At 70.5% G+C, this 21679-nt stretch carries 19 protein-coding genes; 7 read left to right on the top strand and 12 right to left on the bottom strand.

Annotated elements, in window-relative coordinates:
- Nucleotides 1-18 precede the first annotated feature (18 nt).
- Genes ACF088_RS22185 through ACF088_RS22175 form a run of 3 tightly spaced genes read right to left on the bottom strand, consistent with a single transcriptional unit; the run spans nt 19 to nt 3549 of the window.
- On the bottom strand, nt 19-804 hold the full coding sequence (locus tag ACF088_RS22185) for a 3-oxoacyl-ACP reductase (protein WP_392377498.1): 786 nt from the start codon (nt 802-804) through the stop codon (nt 19-21).
- Complete coding sequence (locus ACF088_RS22180; RefSeq protein ID WP_392377497.1) at nt 801-2171, bottom strand: aldehyde dehydrogenase family protein; 1371 nt, start codon at nt 2169-2171, stop codon at nt 801-803. The genes ACF088_RS22185 and ACF088_RS22180 overlap by 4 nt, the downstream gene beginning before the upstream one ends.
- 10 nt (nt 2172-2181) lie before the next feature.
- Entirely contained in the window at nt 2182-3549 is a 1368-nt protein-coding gene (locus ACF088_RS22175; protein WP_392377496.1) for a glutamine synthetase family protein, read from the bottom strand.
- Nucleotides 3550-3622: 73 nt separating this feature from the next.
- On the opposite strand from ACF088_RS22175, the gene ACF088_RS22170 reads away from it, so the two are divergent.
- From ACF088_RS22170 to ACF088_RS22160, 3 genes are all read left to right on the top strand, one after another.
- A complete protein-coding gene (locus ACF088_RS22170; RefSeq protein WP_392377495.1) occupies nt 3623-4354 on the top strand; it encodes a FadR/GntR family transcriptional regulator in 732 nt (243 codons plus the stop codon).
- Between the two features lie 132 nt (nt 4355-4486).
- Nucleotides 4487-5974: an ethanolamine permease gene (eat, locus tag ACF088_RS22165; protein ID WP_392377494.1), complete on the top strand. Its 1488-nt coding sequence runs from the start codon at nt 4487-4489 to the stop codon at nt 5972-5974.
- Nucleotides 5975-6108: 134 nt separating this feature from the next.
- Nucleotides 6109-6807, top strand: a complete 699-nt coding sequence (locus ACF088_RS22160) for a gamma-glutamyl-gamma-aminobutyrate hydrolase family protein (protein ID WP_392377493.1) — start codon at nt 6109-6111, stop codon at nt 6805-6807.
- Nucleotides 6808-6850: 43 nt separating this feature from the next.
- On the opposite strand, the gene ACF088_RS22155 is transcribed toward ACF088_RS22160, so the two are convergent.
- A complete protein-coding gene (locus ACF088_RS22155; RefSeq protein WP_392377492.1) occupies nt 6851-7783 on the bottom strand; it encodes a LysR family transcriptional regulator in 933 nt (310 codons plus the stop codon).
- Nucleotides 7784-7869: 86 nt separating this feature from the next.
- Here ACF088_RS22155 and ACF088_RS22150 point away from each other — a divergent pair, with 86 nt between their 5' ends.
- Nucleotides 7870-9042 (top strand): TDT family transporter, encoded by a 1173-nt coding sequence (locus ACF088_RS22150; protein WP_392377491.1) that lies wholly within the window; start codon nt 7870-7872, stop codon nt 9040-9042.
- A gap of 30 nt (nt 9043-9072) precedes the next feature.
- On the opposite strand, the gene ACF088_RS22145 is transcribed toward ACF088_RS22150, so the two are convergent.
- The 3 genes from ACF088_RS22145 to ACF088_RS22135 all read right to left on the bottom strand — a co-directional run bounded on the left by ACF088_RS22145 (nt 9073) and on the right by ACF088_RS22135 (nt 13794).
- On the bottom strand, nt 9073-9810 hold the full coding sequence (locus ACF088_RS22145; RefSeq protein ID WP_392377490.1) for a helical backbone metal receptor: 738 nt from the start codon (nt 9808-9810) through the stop codon (nt 9073-9075).
- A 164-nt stretch (nt 9811-9974) separates the two neighbouring features.
- Nucleotides 9975-12584 carry an ABC transporter permease/substrate binding protein gene (locus ACF088_RS22140; protein WP_392377489.1) on the bottom strand — a complete coding sequence of 870 codons (2610 nt, stop codon included), beginning with the start codon at nt 12582-12584 and terminating at the stop codon, nt 9975-9977.
- Nucleotides 12577-13794 (bottom strand): glycine betaine/L-proline ABC transporter ATP-binding protein, encoded by a 1218-nt coding sequence (locus ACF088_RS22135; protein WP_392377488.1) that lies wholly within the window; start codon nt 13792-13794, stop codon nt 12577-12579. Before ACF088_RS22135 ends, ACF088_RS22140 begins: the two co-directional genes overlap by 8 nt.
- Before the next feature lie 227 nt (nt 13795-14021).
- Here ACF088_RS22135 and ACF088_RS22130 point away from each other — a divergent pair, with 227 nt between their 5' ends.
- A complete protein-coding gene (locus ACF088_RS22130) occupies nt 14022-14936 on the top strand; it encodes a 5'-3' exonuclease H3TH domain-containing protein (protein ID WP_392377605.1) in 915 nt (304 codons plus the stop codon).
- A 48-nt stretch (nt 14937-14984) separates the two neighbouring features.
- Nucleotides 14985-15842 carry a siderophore-interacting protein gene (locus tag ACF088_RS22125; RefSeq protein WP_392377487.1) on the top strand — a complete coding sequence of 286 codons (858 nt, stop codon included), beginning with the start codon at nt 14985-14987 and terminating at the stop codon, nt 15840-15842.
- 28 nt (nt 15843-15870) lie between these two features.
- Here the strand turns inward: ACF088_RS22125 and ACF088_RS22120 are convergent, their stop codons facing one another.
- Both ACF088_RS22120 and ACF088_RS22115 read right to left on the bottom strand, forming a co-directional pair.
- Nucleotides 15871-16227 carry an L-rhamnose mutarotase gene (locus ACF088_RS22120; RefSeq protein WP_392377486.1) on the bottom strand — a complete coding sequence of 119 codons (357 nt, stop codon included), beginning with the start codon at nt 16225-16227 and terminating at the stop codon, nt 15871-15873.
- Between the two features lie 193 nt (nt 16228-16420).
- Entirely contained in the window at nt 16421-19237 is a 2817-nt protein-coding gene (locus ACF088_RS22115) for a DEAD/DEAH box helicase (RefSeq protein ID WP_392377485.1), read from the bottom strand.
- A gap of 204 nt (nt 19238-19441) precedes the next feature.
- Here ACF088_RS22115 and ACF088_RS22110 point away from each other — a divergent pair, with 204 nt between their 5' ends.
- Nucleotides 19442-19792, top strand: a complete 351-nt coding sequence (locus ACF088_RS22110; RefSeq protein WP_392377484.1) for a hypothetical protein — start codon at nt 19442-19444, stop codon at nt 19790-19792.
- 117 nt (nt 19793-19909) lie between these two features.
- On the opposite strand, the gene tatC is transcribed toward ACF088_RS22110, so the two are convergent.
- From tatC to ACF088_RS22095, 3 genes are all read right to left on the bottom strand, one after another.
- Nucleotides 19910-20875: a twin-arginine translocase subunit TatC gene (tatC, locus tag ACF088_RS22105; protein ID WP_392377483.1), complete on the bottom strand. Its 966-nt coding sequence runs from the start codon at nt 20873-20875 to the stop codon at nt 19910-19912.
- Between the two features lie 70 nt (nt 20876-20945).
- Entirely contained in the window at nt 20946-21245 is a 300-nt protein-coding gene (gene tatA, locus ACF088_RS22100) for a Sec-independent protein translocase subunit TatA (RefSeq protein ID WP_392377482.1), read from the bottom strand.
- A 222-nt stretch (nt 21246-21467) separates the two neighbouring features.
- A complete protein-coding gene (locus tag ACF088_RS22095) occupies nt 21468-21671 on the bottom strand; it encodes a hypothetical protein (protein ID WP_392377481.1) in 204 nt (67 codons plus the stop codon).
- Nucleotides 21672-21679: the final 8 nt, after the last annotated feature.

The raw sequence follows: 21679 nt of genomic DNA, 5'->3' as shown, positions 1-21679 counted from the left end.
AGGGGCGGGAGGTACGCATCAGACGGGAGTGACGTAGGCGCCCGCGATACCGCCGTCGACCAGGAATTCGGCGGCGTTGACGAACGAGGAGTCGTCGCTGGCGAGGAAGGCGACGGCGGAGGCGATCTCCTCGGGCTCGGCGAACCGGCCGACGGGGACGTGCACCAGGCGGCGCGCGGCGCGCTCCGGGTCCTTGGCGAACAGCTCCTGCAGCAGCGGGGTGTTGACCGGCCCCGGGCACAGGGCGTTGACCCGGATGCCCTCGCGGGCGAACTGCACGCCCAGTTCGCGGGACATGGACAGCACGCCGCCCTTGGAGGCGGTGTAGCTGATCTGCGAGGTGGCGGCGCCCATCACGGCGACGAAGGAGGCGGTGTTGATGATGGAACCGCGGCGCTGGTCGCGCATGTAGGGCAGCGCGTGCTTGCAGCAGAGGTAGACCGAGGTGAGGTTGACCTCCTGGACGCGCTTCCAGGCGTCCAGGCCGGTGGTGAGGATCGAGTCGTCGTCGTCCGGGGAGATCCCGGCGTTGTTGAAGGCGATGTCGACCGAGCCGTAGGTGTCGAAAGCGGTCTTGTAGAGCGCCTCGACCTGGTCGGAGTCGGTCACATCGACCTGGACGAAGAGGCCGCCGACCTCGGCGGCGGCGGCCTTGCCCGCCGTCTCGTCGATGTCGGCACAGACGACGTTGGCACCTTCGGAGGCCAGTCGGCGGGCGGTGGCCAGGCCGATGCCGCTGCCGGCACCGGTGATCACGGCGGTACGGCCGACGAGGCGGCGGCACACTGCGGTCTGCTCGGTCACTTGGTCTCCTCGGTGCTGATGAAGATGTTCTTGGTCTCGGTGAAGGCGGTCAGTGCGTCCGGGCCCAGCTCACGGCCGAGGCCGGACTGCTTGAACCCGCCGAAGGGGGTCCAATAGCGCACGGCGCTGTGGGAGTTGACGGAGAGGTTGCCGGCCGCGACGCCGCGCGAGACGCGCAGGGCACGGCCGACGTCACGGGTCCACAGCGAGCCGGCCAGGCCGTAGTCGCCGGCGTTGGCGAGCCGGACGGCGTGGGCCTCGTCGTCGAAGGGGAGGACCACGGCGACCGGGCCGAAGATCTCCTCGACGGCCGTACGGTCCTCGGGGCGGCCTTCCAGGACGGTGGCCGGGTACCAGAAACCCTTGCCGGCGGGCGCCTCGCCGCGGATGGCGGCCGGGGCGTCCTCGGGGACGAAGGACCGGACCCGCTCGCGCTGGGCGGCGGAGATCAGCGGGCCCATCCGGGTGGCGGGGTCGGCCGGGTCGCCGACCGTGAACGCCTTGACGGCGGGCTCCAGCAGCTCCATGAAGCGGTCGTAGACGCTCCGCTGGACGAGGATGCGGCTACGGGCACAGCAGTCCTGGCCGGTGTTGTCGAGGAAGGAGCCGGGGGCGGCGGCCGCGGCGGCTTCGAGGTCGGCGTCGGCGAAGACGATGTTGGGGCTCTTGCCGCCGAGTTCGAGGGTGAGCCGCTTGGTCTGCGCCGCGCAGCGGGCGGCGATCTGCCGGCCGGTGGTGGTGGAGCCGGTGAAGACGACCTTGGCGACGCCGGGGTGGTCGACCAGCGCGGTGCCGGTGACCGGCCCCTCGCCGGGCAGGACCTGGAAGAGGCCCTCGGGGAGTCCGGCCTCCAGGGCGAGTTCGGCGAGCCGGAGTGCGGTGAGCGGGGTGGTCTCGGCGGGCTTGAGGAGAACGGCGTTGCCGGCCGCGAGCGCGGGGGCGGTGCCCCAGGCGGCGATCGGCATCGGGAAATTCCAGGGGGCGATGACGGCGACCACGCCGAGCGGCTCCTGAACGGTGAGGTTCAGGCCGCCTGCGACCGGGATCTGGGTGCCGGTCAGGCGCTCCACTCCCCCGGCCGCGTAGTGCAGCAGATCGCGGACGTTGCCCGCTTCCCACCGGGCGTTGCCCAGCGGGTGGCCGGCCTCCTTCAGTTCGAGGGCGGCGAGCGGCTCGATGTGCGCGTCGACGACCTCGGCGAAGCGGCGCAGGATGCGGGCGCGGTCGCCGGGTGCCACCGCGGCCCAGGATTCCTGGGCGGCCGCGGCCCGGCGGACCGCCGCGTCGACCTCTTCGGGAGAGGTGGTGGGGACGGTGGCCACCACCTCCTCGGTCGCCGGGTTGAGAATTTTCAGCTCGTGCAACACGTGCGGTTCCTTACATGCGCTCGAAGGAGCGGAAACGCTCCCAGTCCGTGACGGCGGCGTCGTAGGCGTCCTGTTCGACGCGGGCCATGTGGCGGTAGTGATCGACGACCTCGTCGCCGAACGCCGCCCGGGCGATCGGGCTCTGCTCCCACAGCTCGGCGGCCTGGCGCAGCGTCGTGGGGACATGGGCGGCATCGCCGGTGTAGGCGTTGCCGGTGGTCGCCTCGGGGAGTTCCAGTTCGTGCTCTATGCCGTACAGACCCGCCGCGACCATGCCGGCCACCGCGAGGTAGGGGTTCACATCGCCACCGGGCAGGCGGTTCTCCAGCCGGTGGGCGCGGCCGTGGCCGACCACCCGCAGGGCGCAGGTGCGGTTGTCGGGGCCCCAGGCCACGGCGGTGGGCGCGAAGGAGCCGGGGCGGAAGCGCTTGTAGGAGTTGATGTTGGGCGCGTAGAGGAGCGTGAAGTCACGCATCGCCGCGACCTGGCCCGCCAGGAAGTGCTGCATGGTCTTCGACATCCCGTACGGGCCGTCGTCGTCGGCCAGCACCGGGCGGCCGTCCGCGTCCTGCAGCGAGAGGTGGATATGACAGGAGTTGCCCTCGCGCTCGTCGTACTTCGCCATGAAGGTGAGCGACATGCCCTCCTGGGAGGCGATCTCCTTGGCACCGGTCTTGTAGATGGAGTGCTGGTCGCAGGTGGTGAGCGCCTCGTCGTAGACGAACACGATCTCGTGCTGACCGAGGTTGCACTCGCCCTTGGCGGACTCGACGGTCATGCCGGCCGCGCCCATTTCGTTGCGGATGCGGCGCAGCACGGGCTCGACCCGGCCGGTGCCGAGGACCGAGTAGTCGGCGTTGTACTGGTTGGCCGGGTTCATCTGGCGGTAGCCGCGCGACCAGGCGTCCTCGTAGGTGTCCTTGAAGAGCATGAATTCCAGCTCGGTGCCGGCGTGGGCGCTCCAGCCGCGCTCGGCGAGCCGGTCGAGCTGGCGGCGCAGGATCTGCCGGGGGGAGGCGACGACCGGCGAGCCGTCGTGCCAGGCGAGGTCGGCGGTGATCAGCGCGGTGCCCGGGTTCCAGGGAGTGCGGCGCAGGGTGCCGGGGTCGCCGTGCATGGCGAAGTCGCCGTAACCGCGCTCCCACGAGGACATCGCGTAGCCCTCGACGGTGTTGAGGTCGACGTCGACGGCGAGGAGGTAGTTGCAGCCCTCCGTACCGTGGTCGAGGACGGTGTCGAGAAAGTATCGGGCCGCGAACCGCTTGCCCTGGAGCCTGCCTTGCATATCGGTGAAGGCGAGGACGACAGTGTCGATCTCCCCGGCGTCGACGAGGACCCTGAGCTCCTCGACGGAGAGTGGGGGCGTGCGGTCTGCCACGGTATTGCCTCCTGTCACTGCATCCGGAGGTCATAAGGTAGGCACACGAACCATTGATTGGGAAGGGGTATCGATGGACGGTGCGGCGGACCGGCTGGCACCCGTACTGCGACCGGTGCGGGCGGGCAACGGCTTCGAGGAGGCGCTGGAGCAGATACTCCAGGTCGTCCGGCTCGGCCTGGTGCCCCAGGGCGAACGACTGCCCGCCGAGCGCGAGTTGGCCGAGCGGCTGCAGATCAGCCGGGTCACCCTGCGCGAGGTGCTGAAGGTGCTGCAGGACGAGGGCCTGGTGGAGAGCCGGCGCGGGCGCTACGGCGGCACCTTCGTACGGGTGCGTACGGAGAACCCGGACGAGGCCGAGCTGCGGCGCCGGACCGGGAAGATCGACGTCGAGGACACCCTGCGCTTCCGGGAGGTGCTGGAGGTGGGCGCGGCCGGGCTGTGCGCGGCCCACGGGCTGTCCGGCCAGCAGAGCAGCCGGCTGCGCGCGGCACTCGCCGCGACCCAGGACGCACCGCTCGCCGACTACCGCCGGCGCGACACCCTGCTGCATCTGACCCTCGCGGAGCTGTCCGGGTCGGCGTCGCTGGCGGCGCAGTACGCGGCGGTACGGGCGCGGGTGAACGATCTCCTGGACTGCATTCCGCTGCTCGTCCGGAATCTGGAACATTCGCAGACCCAACACACCGCGCTGGTGGAGGCGGTACTGGAGGGCGATGCGGACGGTGCCCGCGAGGTGATGCGCGAGCACTGCTGCGGGACCGCGGCGCTGCTGCGGGGATTCCTGACCGCGCCGTCACCCTGAGCGCCCGCCCGGGGACCGTGCGCGCGCGTTCACCATTCTTTTACGTACAGGTCTTGCGCCGAGCCGACCCGCCAGCAAAGGTATGCGGCTAAACCTTTGCTCGTTATCCCCTCGGCGAGGCAGGAGCGGCTCATGGCCGACAGCACGGAATCGCAGACCGCACCGCCCACCGCGCCCTCGGGCGGCAGCTCCCCGGGCGGCGGCGCATCGTCCGACGACACCTATCTGGAGCGGCGGACGCTGCGCCGCGGCAGCGCGGGCCCCCTGCTGCTGACCGGCCTGGGCGTCGCCTATGTCGTCTCCGGCGACTTCTCCGGATGGAACAACGGTCTGGCGCAGGGCGGCTTCGGCGGTCTGGCGATCGCCGCCGTCCTGATGGGCCTGATGTACACCTGTCTGGTCTTCGCGCTGGCGGAGCTGGCCTCGATCCTGCCGACCGCCGGCGGCGGCTACGGCTTCGCCCGGCGCGCCCTGGGCACCTGGGGCGGCTTTCTGACCGGCACCGCCATCCTCATCGAATATGTGCTGGCGCCCGCCGCGATCTCCATCTTCATCGGTGACTACGTCCAGTCGCTCGGCCTGTTCGGTCTGCACTCCAGCTGGCCGGTCTATCTCGCCTGCTTTGCGATCTTCATCGGGATCCATCTGTGGGGCGTGGGTGAGGCGCTGCGCTTCAGCCTGATCGTCACCGCCATAGCGGTCGCCGCGATCGTCGTCTTCGCGATCGCCGCCCTGACCGACTTCCATGTGGACACGCTCAACGACATCCCCGTGAAGGCCGGTGCGTTCGGGGCCAACTCCTGGCTGCCGTTCGGCATCCTCGGGATCTGGGCGGCCTTCCCGTTCGGCATGTGGTTCTTCCTCGGCGTCGAGGGCGTACCGCTGGCGGCCGAGGAGACCAAGGACCCGGCCCGGTCGCTGCCCAAGGCGATGGCCGCCGCGATGGGCATCCTGCTGGTGCTCGCGCTGATCACCTTTGTCGCCGCCACCGGGGCACGCGGCTCGGCGGCGATCCAGTCGGTGGGCGACCCGCTGGTCCAGGCGCTGCAGCCGCACGGCAGGCCGACCGCCATCGGCCGCATCGTCAACTACGCGGGGCTCGCGGGCCTGGTGGCGTCCTTCTTCTCCCTCATCTTCGCCGGTTCCCGCCAGCTCTTCGCGCTCTCCCGGGCCGGCTACCTGCCCCGTTTCCTCTCCCTGACCAGCCGCCGCAAGGCCCCCTACCTCGGGCTGCTGGTGCCCGGGGCGCTGGGCTTCGCGCTCGCCGCGGCCACCGGCGACGGCGCCCGGATGCTCAATGTCGCGGTCTTCGGCGCCACCATCTCCTATGCGCTGATGGCGCTCTCGCACCTCGTGCTGCGCCGCCGCGAACCCGGGCTGCCCCGCCCCTACCGCACCCCCGGCGGCATGCTGACCTCGTCCGTCGCGTTCGTCCTGGCCTGCTCGGCGCTGCTGGCGACGTTCCTGGTCGACAAGGAAGCCGCCTTCATCGCTCTCGGCGTCTACGTCGTGGCGCTCGCCTACTTCGCCTTCTACTCCCGCCACCGGCTGGTGGCCGCGGCCCCCGAGGAGGAGTTCGCGGCGCTGGCGGCAGCGGAGGCGGAGCTCGAACGCGACTGACCGGCACCCTCGGGACGCAGGCATGGCCGGCCGGGCCTCCCCGGCCGGCCCCGTCGTCCCCGCACCGCCCCCACTCACCCACCCAGCCACCCACCCGACCCACCGACCCACCGACCCACGGAGGACCGCACCCCATGTCCCAGCCCCTCATCGGCATCAGCACGTACCAGGAAGAGGCCCGGTGGGGGGTGTGGGCCCTGCCCGCCGCTCTGGTACCCGCCGGATATCCGAAGCTGGTGCAACGCTCGGGCGGACTGGCCGCGCTGCTGCCGCCGGGCGATCCGGCCACGGCCGCGGCGGCCGTGGCCCGCCTGGACGGGCTGGTGATCGCCGGCGGCGCGGATGTACAGCCGGCGCGCTACGGCGCGGAGCCGCACCCCAGGACCGGTCCGCCCGCCCTTGACCGGGACGCCTGGGAACTGGCCCTGATCGAGGCGGCCTTGGCGGGCGGCGTACCGCTGCTGGGCATCTGCCGCGGCCTCCATCTGCTGAACGTGGTGCTGGGCGGCACCCTCGTCCAGCACCTCGACGGGCATGCCGGAGCCCCCGGGGTCTTCGACCGGCACGACATCGAACCGGTCCCCGGGACGCTGCTGGGCCGGGCGCTGCCCGAGCCGGTCTCCGTGCCGACCTACCACCACCAGGCCGTGGACCGGATCGGCCGCGGGCTGGTGCCGTCCGCCTACGCGGAGGACGGCACCATCGAGGCACTGGAACTCCCGGGCGCATACGGCTTCACCCTGGCGGTGCAGTGGCACCCGGAGGCCGGGGACGACACCCGGGTGATGGAGGCCCTGGTGGCGGCGGCGCGCGAGGCATCCGCCGCCGGGTGACGGGGACGCACCGTGCCGCCGAAGGCCCGCGGACCCGACCCGCTCAGGGCGTCCCGCGGGTCAGCCCCAGCAGCTCGCGGGCCGGGCCCGCGGGCCGCTGACCGGCGGGCCACACGGCCCGCAGCTCACGGCCGAGCCGCAGCTCACGCACCGGAATCTCGACCAGCCGACGCGCGGTCAGCTCCTCACCGACCGCCAGCTCGCTGAGGACGGACGGAGCCGCCTCGCTCACCACGGCCGCCTTCACCGCGGTGGTCGAGGCGAGTTCGAGGAGCGGTTCGGCCAGCCCGCCGTGCCCGGCGAGTGCCGCATCCAGCACCTGGCGGGTCCCCGAGCCCCGCTCGCGCAGGATCAGCGGAGTGGCGGCGAGTTCGGCGGCGGTCAGCTCCCCACGGCGCCGGGCCCAGGGGTGCGACGGAGCGGCGACCACGACCAGCCGGTCCTGTCCGATGACCGTCCCGTCCAGCCCCGCCGGCACCTGCAGCCCCTCCACGAAGCCGAGGTCCGCGTCGCCGCCCAGCAGCCGCTCGGCCACCGCGCCGGAATTGCCCGCAAGCAGCGATACCGCGGTCCCGGGCCGCTGCGCGCGCAGCGCGATCAGCCACCCCGGCAGCAGATACTCGGCGATGGTCATGCTGGCCGCGACCCGCAGCCGTGAATCGCGCTGCCCCCGCAGCGCCTGCGCACCGGCGTCGAAGACCTCGGCGGCCTCCACCACCCGGCGCGCCCAGTCCGTCACCAGGGCCCCGGCGTCCGTCAACCGGGAGCCGCGCGGCGAGCGTTCGACCAGCGCCACTCCCAACTGCCGCTCCATCGAGCGGATACGGCTGCTGGCGGCGGGCTGGGAGATGCCCCGCGCGCGGGCGGCCCGCCCCAGACTGCCGAGCCGGGCGACGGCGAGCAGCAGCTCCAGCGCACCGAGGTCCGGGACCCGGTGTGCCAGCGATACGGCGGCGGGCCCGGCCTCACCACTCATAAGTCCCCCTGCACATAACCCCAGCTTATGCCCTCATAGACACGAGGTCCCTGGTGGCGGCCGCTCCGGGCGCCGACGCTGTTCTCATGGCATCTCTCGCGCAAGCACCTTCCCGCCCCGGCACCCCCGACGGCCGTGGCGCCGACCCCGACGCCGGCCCCGGCCCCGGCACCCCCGATGCCGCGCCCTCGGTCCGCCATCTCGGGCCGAACTGGTACGCCGCCGTCATGGGCACCGCGATCGTCGCCAACGCCGGCACGGTCCTGCCGCTCACCACCCCCGGCCTGCACACCGCCTACCAGGTCGTCTGGGCGCTGTCGGCGCTGATGCTGCTGACCCTGCTGGCCGCGCGGGCGGTGCACTGGGCCCGCCACGGCGACCAGGCGCGCCGCCATCTGCTCGACCCGGCCGTCGCGCCGTTCTACGGATGTCTGGCGATGGCCCTGCTGGCGGTCGGCGGCGGCACGCTCGCCGTGGGCCGGGAGGTCATCGGCGAACCGGCCGCACTGGCCGCCGACGCCGCCCTGTGGATCCTGGGCACCCTCGTCGGCCTCACCTGCGCCGCCGGCATCCCGTACCTGATGGTGACCCGGCACCGCATCGAGCCCGGCAGCGCCTCTCCCGTCTGGTTGCTGCCGCTGGTCGCTCCCATGGTGTCGGCGGCACTGGGCCCGGCCCTGGTGCCGTATCTGCCGGCCGGCCAGTGGCGGGCGGCCCTGCTGTTCGCCTGCTACGCCCTGTTCGGCATGTCACTGCTGGCCACGCTGCTCGTCCTGCCGCTCGTGCTGTCCCGGCTGATCCACCACGGCCCGCTCCCCCTCGTGCTCACCCCCACGCTGTTCCTCGTCCTGGGCCCCCTGGGGCAGTCCACCACCGCGGTGGCCAACCTCGCCCATGCCGCACCGGGCGTCGTGGACGCCTCCTCCGCGCACGCCATGGGCGCCTTCGCGGTGCTCTACGGCGTCCCGGTCATGGGCTTTGCGCTCCTCTGGCTGGCGATCGCCATCGCGATGGTGGTGCGCGCCGTCCGCAACGGCATGGGATTCGCCATGACCTGGTGGGGCTTCACCTTCCCCCTCGGGACCTGCGTCACGGGCGCGGCGGGGCTGGCCCGGCGGACCGGCCTGATCGCCTTCGACTGGCTCGCGGTGGGCCTGTTCGCGCTCCTGGTGACCGCCGTGGCGGTGGCAGCCACCCGCACCGCCGCCGGCCTGGCCCGCGGACGCCTGCTCGCACCGCCCCGGCCGGTCACGGCTTAGGGCTCCCCCTGGCCGTCGTGCGCCGCTCCCTCACCGGGCCGCGGCCAGGGCCTTGGCCAGTTCGGCCGGAGCACGCACCAGGGAGGGCCCGTACCAGGTCAGATACCGGCCGCTGACCAGCGCGGCGGGCAGGCCGGGGAACGCCTCGGGACCGTCCTCGGCGCTGAAGCGGTACGGCTCGTCGGGCAGCACCACGAGGTCGGCGGCACAGGCGAGAAGCCCGTCGAGCGGGACCCGGGGGTAGCGGTCGGCATGGTCCGCGTAGTGATGGCGGACGCCCAGGCGGGCCAGGAGGTCGCCGGCGAAGGTGTCCCGGCCCAGCACCATCCACGGGCGCCGCCAGACGGGCACCACCGCCGTCCGCTCCGCCGCCCGCGCCGGCAGCTCACGCCAGGCGGCCTCGGCGGCGTCCAGCCACCGGGGCCGGGCCAGCCCGCAGCCGTGGACGAGGACCCGCTCCAGCTCCCGGAACGCCTGCGGCAGGGTCCGTACTTCGGTGACCAGCACCGCGATCCCGGCGGCGCGCAGCGCAGCGAGGTCCGACTCCCGGTTCTCCTCCTCGTTGGCGATCACGAGGTCGGGGGCGAGGGCGGCGATCCGCTCCGTGTCCGGGTTCTTGGTGCCGCCGATGCGCACGACATCGAGCCCGGCCGGCTCGCTGCACCAGTCGGTGGCCCCCACCAGCAGGCCGGGCGCGGTGCAGGCGACCGCCTCCGTCAGCGAGGGAACGAGGGAGACCACGCGACGCGGCGGAGTGCGGATCGTCATGACGCCAGCCTCGCACGGACCGGCCCACCCCGGCCGGACCGCACTCGACGCACTACCGGATCCGTGCGCACCGCATTCCGTCCCGCGGACCGGAAACAGTCGAGCCCCGCCACCGGAAGATCCGGTGGCGGGGCTCGACGCGGTGAAGCGGGCGCCGGTGAGGACTACTTCACGGGTGCCATCTTGTCGACGATGCCCGGATGGGCATCGATCCACTTCTGGACGCCCTTGTTCTCGTTGCCCTTGCCGGCCGCCTGAATGTCCTTCTCCAGACTGCCGAGCTCATCGGAGTTCATCTTCCAGTTCTTCAACCAGCCGTTGAACTCCGGGAATTTCTCCGGGAAGCTCTTGTTGCCGATCGTCTTGATCTGGTTGTTGGCGCCCCACGTGCCCTGGGGGTCCTTGAGCTTGGTGAGGTGGTACTTGCTGTACGCCCAGTGCGGGGACCACAGGACCACCGCGATGGGCTCCTTCTTGGCGTAGGCCCGCTCCAGCTCGGTGAGCATGGCGCTGGTCCCGGCCTCGGTGACGTCGAAACCGTCCAGGCCGTACGCGGGGGACACCACGCTCTTGAGGCGCTTCATCTCGCCGGTGCCCGGCTCGATACCGATGATCTTCCCGCCGAAGGTGTCCTTGTGCTTGCGCAGATCGTCCAGGGTCTTCACACCCTTGACGTAGGACGGTACGGCGATCTCCAGGGAGGTCTTGTCGTACCAGGCCCCGACATCGACGAGATCCTTTTTGTACTTGTCCCAGTACTGCTTCTGCGCCACCGGTAGCCAGGCATCGGTTTCGACATCGATCTGCCCCGTCGACAAACCGGTCCACATCGGGCCGACATCGAGGTTCTGGAGCTTCGGCTTGTAGCCCCGCTTCTCCAGGATGTTCTTCCAGAGGTAGGTGGTGGCGATGCCCTCGTCCCACGCCGGGTAGCCCATGGTCGGGGTCTTGCCCGCATCCTTGCCCTTGGCGTACTGGGCCTTGGCGGACGGCGCCAGCTTGTCGACCAGGCCCGGGTGCTGCTTGAGCCAGGCGCGCACGCCCTCCTGCTCATGCCCCGTACCGGCGTTCTTGACCTCGCTTTCGAGGCTGGTGAGCTGCTTCTCGTCCAGGTGGAAGTTCTTCATCCAGCCGGCGACCTGGGGCTCGTCCTTCGAGAAGCCCTTGCGGCCCAGCATGTGCAGGCTGTCCCCGGAGCCGAAGGAGCCCTTGGGGTCCTTGAGCTTGGTCAGCTTGTACTTGTCGTAGGCCCAGTGCGGCGACCACAGCGTGACGGCGATCGGCTTCTTGTCGTGGATCGAGCGGTCCAGCTCGGTGAGCATGGACGAGGTGCTCGACTCCACGACCTTGTACTCACCGCCCAGGCCGTAATCCTTGAGGACCTTGTCCTTGAGGATCTTCATCTCGCCCGCGCCCGGCTCGATCCCGACGATCTTGCCGCCGAAGGTGCCGCCCTTGCCCTTGAGATCGTCGAGGGTCTTGACGTCCTTCATGTAGGACGGGACCGCGATCTCCAGGGAGGTCTTGTCGTACCAGGCGCCCAGGTCCTCGAGCTTGTCCTTGTACTTCTTCCAGTACTCCGCGTGGGTCGTCGGCAGCCAGGCGTTGGTCTGCACATCGATGTCACCACGGGCCTGGCCGGTGAAGAGCGGGCCGGCGTCCAGGGCCTGGGCCCTGGGCTTGTAGCCGCGCTGTTCGAGGATCTCCTTCCACAGGAAGGTCGTGGCCTTGCCCTCGTCCCAGTTGACGTAGCCGAGGCTGACCGGCCGGCCGTTGCCGTCGGTGCCCCCCGTGCCGCTGCCGCTGTCCTTGCCGAAGACGCTCATCCCGCCGGCGACCAGCGCGAGCACGACCACGGCGACCGTCGCCACGGAGGTCGCCGGCTTCCAGTGGAGGAACTTCAGACCGCCGAGCGCGGCCTGTGCCTTCGCCAGCGCGCGCCGGCCGAGCGGGGAGACCCGCTGGTTGAGCGCGCTGGTCATCCGGTCCAGGTACACCGCGAGGATGACGACCGCGAGACCGCCCTCCGCACCCAGCTTCACATCGACCGAGCTGAGCGAGAGGTAGACGGTGCCGCCGAGGCCGGCGCCGCCGACCATGCCGGCGATGACGACCATGGACAGCGCCAGCATGATGACCTGGTTGATACCGGCCATGATCGTCGGCAGCGCGAGCGGCAGCTGCACGCGGAAGAGCGTGCGCCGCGGATGGGTACCGAACGCATCGGCGGCCTCGACCAGTTCACCGTCGACCTGCCGGATGCCCAGTTCGGTCATGCGGACCGCGGGCGGCATGGAGAAGACGATGGTCGACACGATGCCGGGGACCGCGCCCAGGCCGAAGAAGAGGATGCCGGGGATCAGGTAGACCATCGCCGGCATCGTCTGCATCAGGTCCAGCACCGGACGCACCGCTCCGCTGACGGCACGGTTGCGGGCCGCCCAGATGCCGAGGGGTACCGCGACCGCGACCGTGATGATGCAGGCCACCAGCACCAGCGAGAGCGACTGCATGGTCTGGTGCCACTGCTCGATCGAATCGATCAGCGCGAAGCCGATGAACGTCAGCACGGCGGCCGGCAGCCCCCGCAGCCACCAGGCGATCACCGCAAAGATGCCCGTCAGGAGCAGCGGCGTGGGGCCGGAGAGGACCGTGAGGATGCCGTCGTAGAAGCCGCCCAGCACGGTCGTGACGAAGTGGAAGAGCCACTCGGCATGGTCCCGCAGCCATTCGACCAGGCTGTCGGCCCAACTGCCTATCGGAATCCTAGGCACCGGCGCTCACCTTGTCCTCGGGGTCGTGGTCCGTGGACGTGTTCCCGGACGAGTGCTCGGAGGTCTTGTCCGCCGGGGGCGCGTCCGCGGCCGTCCCGCCGTCGCCCGCGTCCTGGACGGGGACGTCCGGGGCCGGGCTCTGCTCCGCGGCTTCGCCGAGGACGGCGAGCAGCCGCTCGGCCGTGACGGCACCGACCAGTTCGCCCGTCTCATCGGTTACGGCGACCGGAACGCTGCTGGTCGAGCAGGGCGTGAACAGCTCGACCAGCGGGGTGTCGACACCGACCGTGGCAGGCGCGGCGGCCCGGAACTCCGCCGCGGTGGTGAGCTTCTTGCCCGCCGGGGTCGTGGCGCCGAGCACCGTCCCGACCTCGGACATGATCGCGCCCGCGGTCAGCACCCGGGTGCGGTCCACGTCCTGGGTGAAGGAGGCGACATAGTCGTTGGCCGGCGTGACGAGGATGTCCTCGGCGCTGCCGATCTGCACGATCCGGCCGTCGCGCATCACGGCGATCCGGTCGCCGAGCCGCATGGCCTCGTTCAGGTCGTGGGTGATGAAGACGATGGTCTTCTTCAGCGACTTCTGCAGCTCCAGCAACTGGTCCTGCATATCGCGGCGGATCAGCGGGTCGAGTGCGCTGAAGGACTCGTCCATCAGCAGCAGATCGGCGTTGGTGGCCAGCGCACGGGCCAGGCCCACGCGCTGCTGCATACCGCCGGACAGCTCGTCGGGCCAGGACTTCTCCCAGCCCTTGAGCCCGGTGAGTTCGAGCGCTTCGGTGGCGCGCGCGATGCGCTCGGCGCGCGGTACGCCCTGCACTTCGAGGCCGTAGGCGGCGTTCTCCAGCACACTGCGGTGCGGGAAGAGCGCGAAGTGCTGGAAGACCATGGAGATCTTCTGGGAACGGACCTTGCGCAGCTCCTTGTCACTGAGCGACGTCAGGTCCTGGCCGTCGAAGCGGACGGTCCCCGAGGTCGGCTCCAGCAGCCCGTTGAGCGTGCGCAGCAGCGTGGACTTGCCCGATCCCGACAGGCCCATGACGACGAATATCTGGCCCTCGTCGACCTCGATCGAGGCGTCGATCACCGCGGCGGTGGTGCCTTCGGCCCGGAGATCCTCCCGGTCGGCGCCGGCTTCGAGTTTCCGGACCGCGTCCTCGGGTCGTCTGCCGAACACTTTGTACAGGTGCTCGGCTTGCAGCCTGGCCACATATGCCTCTCTTGTCGATCGGAGGACGACCTGCCACCCCCGTAGCCAGGTCGCGGAGCGGCACGGGTTCCGCCCGCTTTTACCGGTCGAAAGGTTGAATCTCGATCGGGTCCACTCCGGCTGCGCGCCTGCCCTTCTTTATCTGGCTCAAACAAAGCAGTGATTCACCTCACATCCGCGTGACGTATGGGGCATACGGCAAGATGCGGGATGTGACTCGACGCCTGATGCTCCTCGATACCGCCTCTCTCTACTTCCGCGCCTATTTCGGGGTACCGGAATCAGTCAAGGCCCCGGACGGCACCCCGGTGAACGCGGTGCGCGGCCTGCTGGACTTCATCGCCCGCCTCGTCCAGGACCACCACCCCGATGACCTGGTCGCCTGCATGGACTTCGACTGGCGCCCCCAGTGGCGGGTCGACCTGATCCCCTCGTACAAGGCGCACCGGGTCGCCGAGGAGGCCCCGGCCGGCTCCGTGGAGCCCGACGAGGAGGAGATCCCCGACACCCTCTCGCCCCAGGTCCCGGTCATCGAGGACGTCCTGGACGCCCTGGGCATCGCCCGCATCGGTGCGGCCGGCTACGAGGCCGACGACGTCATCGGCACCCTGACCGCACAGGCGAAGGGTCCGGTGGACATCGTCACCGGCGACCGCGACCTCTTCCAGCTCGTCGACGACCGGAGCGGCATCCGCATCCTGTATCCGCTCAAGGGCGTCGGCACCCTCCAGATCACCGACGAGGCCCTGCTGCGCGAGAAGTACGGTGTGGACGGCCCCGGTTACGCCGATCTGGCCCTGCTGCGCGGCGACCCCAGCGACGGCCTGCCCGGCGTACCGGGGATCGGCGAGAAGACCGCCGCCAAACTGCTGGACGCCTACGGCGACCTGGCGGGCATCATGGCCGCCGCCGACGATCCCGCCTCGAAGGTGACCCCCGCCCAGCGCAAGCGGCTGCTGGAGGCCCGCCCCTATGTCGCCGTCGCCCCCAAGGTCGTGAAGGTGGCCACCGACGTGCCCGTCCCCGCCCTCGACCACACCCTGCCGGCCGAACCGGCCGACCCCGAGCGCCTGGAGGCACTGGCCGCCCAATGGGGCCTCGGCGGGGCCCTGCAGCGCCTGCTGCTCACCCTCAGCCGATGACCTGTTAGGTTAGGTATACCTAATAATATTGCATCAGGGGAGATTGCCGTGGCAGCAGAGCGTCCGTCCCGCAAGAAGCCCACCCTGCACCGCGCCCGGGTACAGCGCACCGAGCAGCTCACCCCGCACATGGTCCGGGTGGTGCTGGGCGGTGAAGGGCTGGCGGAATTCACGGCGGGCGAGTACTCCGACCATTACGTGAAGCTGGTCTTTCCGCTGCCCGGCGTGCACTACCCCGAGCCGTTCGACATCGCGCAGATCCGCGCCGACTTCCCGCGCCACCAGTGGCCCAGCACCCGTACCTACACCGTCCGCGCCTGGGATGCCGAAACCCGCGAGCTGACCGTGGACTTCGTGGTGCACGGCGACGAGGGCCTGGCCGGACCGTGGGCGGCCGCGGTGAAGCCGGGCGAGGAGATCCACCTTCTCGGCCCGGGCGGCGCCTACGTCCCCGAGTCCGGGGCCGACTGGCATCTGCTGGCAGGTGACGAGAGCGCCCTGCCCGCCATCGCGGCCTCCCTGGCCCGGATGCCCGCGGGTGTGCCGGTGCACGCCTTCATCGAGGTGGCGGGCCCTGAGGAGCGCCAGGAACTGGAGGTACCGTCCGGCGCCCGGGTCAGCTGGCTGTACCGCGGTGCCACGCCGGTCGGCCGTGAACTGGTCGCCGCCGTGCGGGCACTGGAGTTCCCGGCCGGTCAGGTCCAGGCTTTCGTGCACGGCGAGGCCGGGTTCGTGAAGGAGCTGCGCCACCTGCTCCGCGTCGAGCGCGCGATCCCGCGTGAGGCCCTGTCCCTCTCCGGCTACTGGCGCACCGGCCACGACGAGGACGGCTGGCAGGCCGCCAAGCGCGACTGGAACCAGCAGGTCGAGGCGGAGCAGGAGCCCGCCGCAGCAACAGCCTCCTGACCCCGCCCGTCCGCGGCGCCGGCCCGGCTCAGTCGTGGTGGAAGACCTCCCGCATCGGAGTCCACCACTCCCCCGGTACGGCGCCGTCGGTCTGCTCCTGGCAGGGATCGGTGAGCTGCCACCACCGCCGGGTCACGGGATCGGCGGCCATCCTCGCCATATCGGCGGCGTAGTCCTCACCGACGTACTCGGCATAGGAGAACAGCACCTCGCCCTCAAGGAAGATCGAGTAGTTGCGCAGATGGCAGGCGGTGATCATCGCCAGGACCTCCGGCCAGACCTCCGCATGCAGCCGCAGATACTCCTCGCGGTGTTCCGGGCGCAGCCTGATGAGTTTTCCGAAGCGCCGCACGGCCGCGGCGCCCTCGTTCCTTGTGGCACACATGGCGGCATCCTTCCCACCACCCCGGCGGCCGCACCCGGCCGTCCGGTCCGCCGCGAACTCATCGCCTCGCGCCAGGAATTGATGACGGCACAGACATCTGCGTCCGTCCCCGTCCCGACAGCAGCCGGCGCCGCACCCCGCCGAACGGGGGTGCGGCGCCGTCGCACTGCCGGGCCGGTACCGGCCCTGCCGCTCAGCCCACCGACGAGTACGCCACCACGCCGCGCAGCACACCGTCCATGGCCTTGCGGGCGGTACGCGCCACCGTGCCGCCGGGCGGGGCCGCCACGGCGATCTGGCCGAGGACATCGATCAGCTGCTTGCACCAGCGGACGAAGTCGCCGGCGGGCATCTCCGCCTCCCGGAGGACCTCGTCGAGGCCGAAGCCGGAGGCCCAGCGGTACGCGGCCCAGGCGAAACCAAGGTCCGGCTCGCGCTGGCCGACGCCCTCCGCCTGGTTGATCTTGTGGTCCTCCTCCAGGGCGTCCAGCCGGCCCCAGATGCGGACCATCTCGCCCAGTGCGTCCCTGGCCTTGCCGGCCGGCAGCTTGGGTGCCACCGCATCGTCCGCCTGCCGCGCCTCGTACACCAGCGCCGAGGCGCAGGCCGCCAGCTCCGCCGGGCCCAGGCCCTCCCACACGCCCTCGCGCAGACATTCGCTCGCCAGCAGATCCAGCTCGCCGTAGAGCCGGGCCAGGCGGCGGCCCTCGTCGGTGACCGTGTCGCCTTCGAGGTAGTCCAGCTCCGTCAGCAGGGCGCAGATCCGGTCGAAGGTACGGGCGATGGTGTTCGTCCGCCCCTCGATCCGGCGCTCCAGCTGGCGGGTGTCCCGCTGCAGTCGGTGGTAGCGCTCCGCCCACCGGGCGTGGTCCTCGCGCTCGGCACAGCCATGGCAGGGGTGCGCCCGGATCTCCGTACGCAGCCGGGCGATCTCCCGGTCGTCGGCCGCCTCCGCGCGCGGCTTGCGGTGCCGCGACGGCACGACATGACCGGCCTTCGTCCGCAGCGCGGACGCCAGATCGCGGCGCGACTGCGGGCTGCGGGCGTTGAAGGACTTGGGGATCCGCATCCGGTCCAGCGCCTCGACCGGCACCGGGAAGTCCATCGACGCCAGCCGCTTGACCTGCCGCTCGGCGGTCAGCACCAGCGGACGCGGGCCGTCCTGCGCATCGAAGCCACGATGGCCGTTGGTCCGCCCCGAGGGCATCCCGGGGTCGAGGACCAGCGCCAGGCCCGCGTATTTGCCGGTCGGCACATGGATGACATCGCCGGGTTTCAGCTTCTCCAGCGCCGCCGCAGCCGCCACCCTCCGCTGTGCCGCGCCCTGCTTGGCCAGCTCCGTCTCCCGGTCCTTCAGCTCCCGCCGCAGCCGGGAGTACTCCTCGAAGTCGCCGAGGTGACAGGTCATCGAGCCGCGGTAGCCCTCCAGCCCCTCCTCGTTCTTCTGCACCTGCCGCGTGATCCCGACCACCGACTTGTCGGCCTGGAACTGCGCGAAGGACATCTCCAGCAGCTCCCGCGAACGGTGCCTGCCGAACTGCGAGACGAGGTTGACCGCCATGTTGTACGACGGCTTGAAGGAGGACCGCAGCGGATACGTCCGCGTCCCGGCGAGCCCGGCCAGCGCGCCCGGGTTCATCCCCCGCTGCCACAGCACCACCGCGTGGCCCTCGATGTCGATCCCGCGGCGCCCGGCGCGGCCGGTCAGCTGGGTGTACTCGCCGGGGGTGATGTCGGCATGCTGCTCGCCGTTCCACTTCACGAGCTTTTCCAACACCACGGAACGCGCGGGCATGTTGATGCCCAGCGCCAGCGTCTCGGTGGCGAAGACGGCCTTGACCAGGCCCTTGACGAACAGCTCCTCGACGACCTCCTTGAACGTCGGCAGCATGCCGGCGTGGTGCGCCGCGATGCCCCGTTCCAGGCCCTCCAACCACTCGAAGTAGCCCAGCACATGGAGGTCGTCGTCCGGGATGCCGGCCGTCCGCGCCTCCACTATGCGACGGACCTCCTCGCGGCCCTCCTGGTCGTTGAGCCGCAGGCCCGAATACAGGCACTGCTGGACGGCGGACTCGCAGCCGGCGCGGCTGAAGATGAAGGTGATCGCGGGCAGCAGGCCCTCGTTGTCGAGGCGGTCGATGACCTCGGGCCGGCTGGGCGTCCAGATCCGGGCACGCTGGCGCCGCTCACGCTCACGGTCCGCCTCGCGCAGATTGCGGCCCCGGCGCTTGTCCCGGCCGAACGTCGGCCGGCTGTTCTCCATCCGCGCCAGTCGTTCCAGATCGGGATTGACCTCGCGGCGGCCGCCGCTCTGCCCGTCCCGCTCCTCGAACAGGTCGTATATCCGGCGGCCCGCGAGGACGTGCTGCCACAGCGGCACCGGGCGGTGCTCGGAGACGATCACGGCCGTGTCACCACGGACCGTGTCCAGCCAGTCGCCGAACTCCTCGGCATTGGAAACAGTCGCCGACAGTGACACCAGCGTCACCGATTCGGGAAGGTGGATGATCACCTCTTCCCAGACGGCGCCACGGAAGCGGTCGGAGAGGTAGTGCACCTCGTCCATGACCACATAGCCGAGGCCGACCAGCGACCGGGAGCCGGCATAGAGCATGTTGCGCAGCACTTCGGTGGTCATGACGACCACCGGGGCCTCGGAGTTGACGCTGTTGTCGCCGGTCAGCAGACCGACCTTCTCGGCGCCGTAACGCTTGACCAGATCCTGGTACTTCTGGTTGGACAGCGCCTTGATGGGCGTGGTGTAGAAGCATTTTCGGCCCTGCTCCAGGGCCAGGTGGACGGCGAATTCGCCGACGATCGTCTTTCCGGATCCGGTAGGGGCCGCGACCAGCACGCCCTTGCCGGCCTCCAGGGCCTGGCACGCCTCGACCTGGAACTGATCCAGGCCGAAGTCGTACATCTCTCGGAAAGGGGCGAGTGCGGTGGCCTGCTCGGCCGCCCGGAGCTTGGCGGCGGCATAGCGCTCAGCAGGGGACATGTCCTCGGTCATCGTGCTTACGAGCCTACCGGCCACCACTGACAACGACCGGATCTTTATGGCGGCCCTTTACCCGCGGAGGCACCTCCCCGAACGAAACATTCTTGACCTGGCTTTCATGAGGCGCGATATCATGACCATGACCAAATCGACAGGTTCCGCCCCCTGCGGGGTGACCTGTCCTTTCGTTTGCCACCACGGGGCCGGGGGGCCTGCGTGGTCAAGAGGGGGAACCATGCGTCTCAACAAGCTCACGTCGGCATAGCCGCGGCGGCCGCCGCCTTCCTCGCACTGAGCACCGCAGGCCCGGCGAGCGCCACGGAGCTGAGCGCGCAGAGTACGCACCGCGGAACGGTCGGCTGCTTCAGCTATTCGTGGGCCGAAGGCACCGCGACGTACACGGTGTACTACCACAACAACTGCGGCAAGAAGTCTGCGATCGCGGGCACGACGAACGCGCTGTTCCACAACAAGTGGTGCGCCAACGTCAACGCCAACAGCGGCGGTCACACCGTCCTTTGGAACGAGCCGATGAGCTTCGCGGCGGCCAAGGGCGGTCGCTGCTGACTCCGCCCGACCGCGAAAGAAGGCGGGCCCCATCGGAGATCCGATGGGGCCCGCCTTCTTGGTGCGTCACCGCTCCCGGCCACCGCAACGGGCGCCCGGCGCGCGGCCGTCCGCCGGTCACGTCACGTCGTCGAATCCTCCGCGCCGGCCCGTGTCGCCGCTCTCCGCCTCGCCGCTCGCCTGCTCCGGCAGCATCCGGCCGGAGGCGACCGACTCGACCTCCCCGACCGCGGACGGCTTCAGGTCCAGCTCCGATGCCTCGTCGTCGCTCAGGTCCGCGTCCGGGTTGCCCAGCTTGCGGCGGCGGTCGTTGAACAGGCAGATGCCGACGGCACCGAAGTACAGCACCACGATCGGAACGGCCAGCACCCCCATGGTCAGCGGGTCACCGGTCGGGGTGGCGATGGCCGCGAAGACCGTGATGCCCAGCACCATGAACCGCCACCAGCTCAGGATCCGGCGGCCGGTCAGCACCCCGCCGAAGTTGAGCAGCACCAGGAGGAGCGGCAGCTCGAAGGCAAGACCGAAGACCACGATCATGCGCGTGACGATGTCGAAGAAATCGTCGGCCGGGAAGAAGTTGGCCCAGTCCTCAGGTGTCAGGCCGACCAGCGCACCGGCCGTGGTCGGCAGCACCGCGTAGGCAAGGTAGGCGCCGGCGAGGAAGAGCGGTACTCCGGCGCCGACGAAGCTCAGCGCGTACTTCTTCTCGTTCCTGTGCAGACCTGGCGCGAGGAAGGCCCAGAGCTGGTAGAGCCAGACCGGGCTGGCACCGACGACCCCTGTCGTGAGAGACAGCTTGAGCAGGATGGTGAACGGCGCCAGCAGGCCGTTCGCCACGACCTGCGCACACGGGTGATCGCGAGGGGTGGTGACCGTGGTACCGCGGGGACAGCCGACCATCTGGATCACCGGCCCCGTGATGAAATGGGCGATGGCGTCGTACTGCCACATCGCGATGAGGGTGACCACACCCATCGCCAGCACCGACTTCAGCAGCCGGTTGCGCAGCTCACGCAGATGCGCGGCGAGCGGCATCCGCCCCTCGGGGTCCTTCTCCTGCTTGCGGGCAGACTTGGGCAACCCACGTCCTCGTCTCGTGCGTCAGCCTGTCCCGAAACGGATCGGTGCGGCTGGATCGGTTCGGCTCGGCTCAGCTCTGGTTGGTGCGGTGCGGCTCGGCCACCGGGCGCGAGCTGCTCACATCGCCGGGAGCTGCCGAAATCGTCCGAGGAGCCTGCTGTGCGGCGTCGGCGGGCGCCTCGGACGTGGTGCCGGTCGTGGCACCGCCGTCGGTGTCGCCCTCCTTCTTCATCGCCTTGGCCTCGCTCTTGAGGATGCGGGCCGACTTGCCGAGCGACCGCGCCATGTCCGGAAGTTTCTTCGCGCCGAAGAGCAGCACAATCACGACGAGGATCAGGATGATCTCGGGGGCCCTCAGGTTGCTGAGCATCTGCGACTACCTTCTCGCCGGGGCGGCGTCTGCTGTGGTGCCTGCCGATAGGGGTCCGACTGGCGTCCTGGTGCACTAGCGATCGTAACGTTCGGTGGTGAACGCCAGGCAATCCCCTCACATACTCGCGATTGCCTCGACCGCCGCGCTGTCTGAACCGCTGATGCAGCGTACCTCTCCGCCCACCCCAGCAGCAGAGGGCCGGCGCCCTGGGCTACGCCTTCAGTCCCTGCCGGTCTCGTGCATCCGGGACGCGAGCGGAACGGCCGCCCGCTCCAGATCCTCAGCGGCCCGCTGGATCCGCTCCGAACTCGCTCCGACCTGGCGGGCGAGCCTTCGCACCTCGGCGAAGACGCGGACGGCCAGGACACCGAGCACGGCGATCCCGGCGAAGCCGAGGGCGATTGCGATCATGGGCCAGAGCATGGGGCGAG

Source organism: Streptomyces sp. NPDC015125 (genome assembly GCF_043080045.1).
GTDB lineage: Bacteria > Actinomycetota > Actinomycetes > Streptomycetales > Streptomycetaceae > Streptomyces.
Note: the sequence above shows the minus strand (reverse complement) of the source record. Positions and strands in the feature narration are given on the sequence as shown.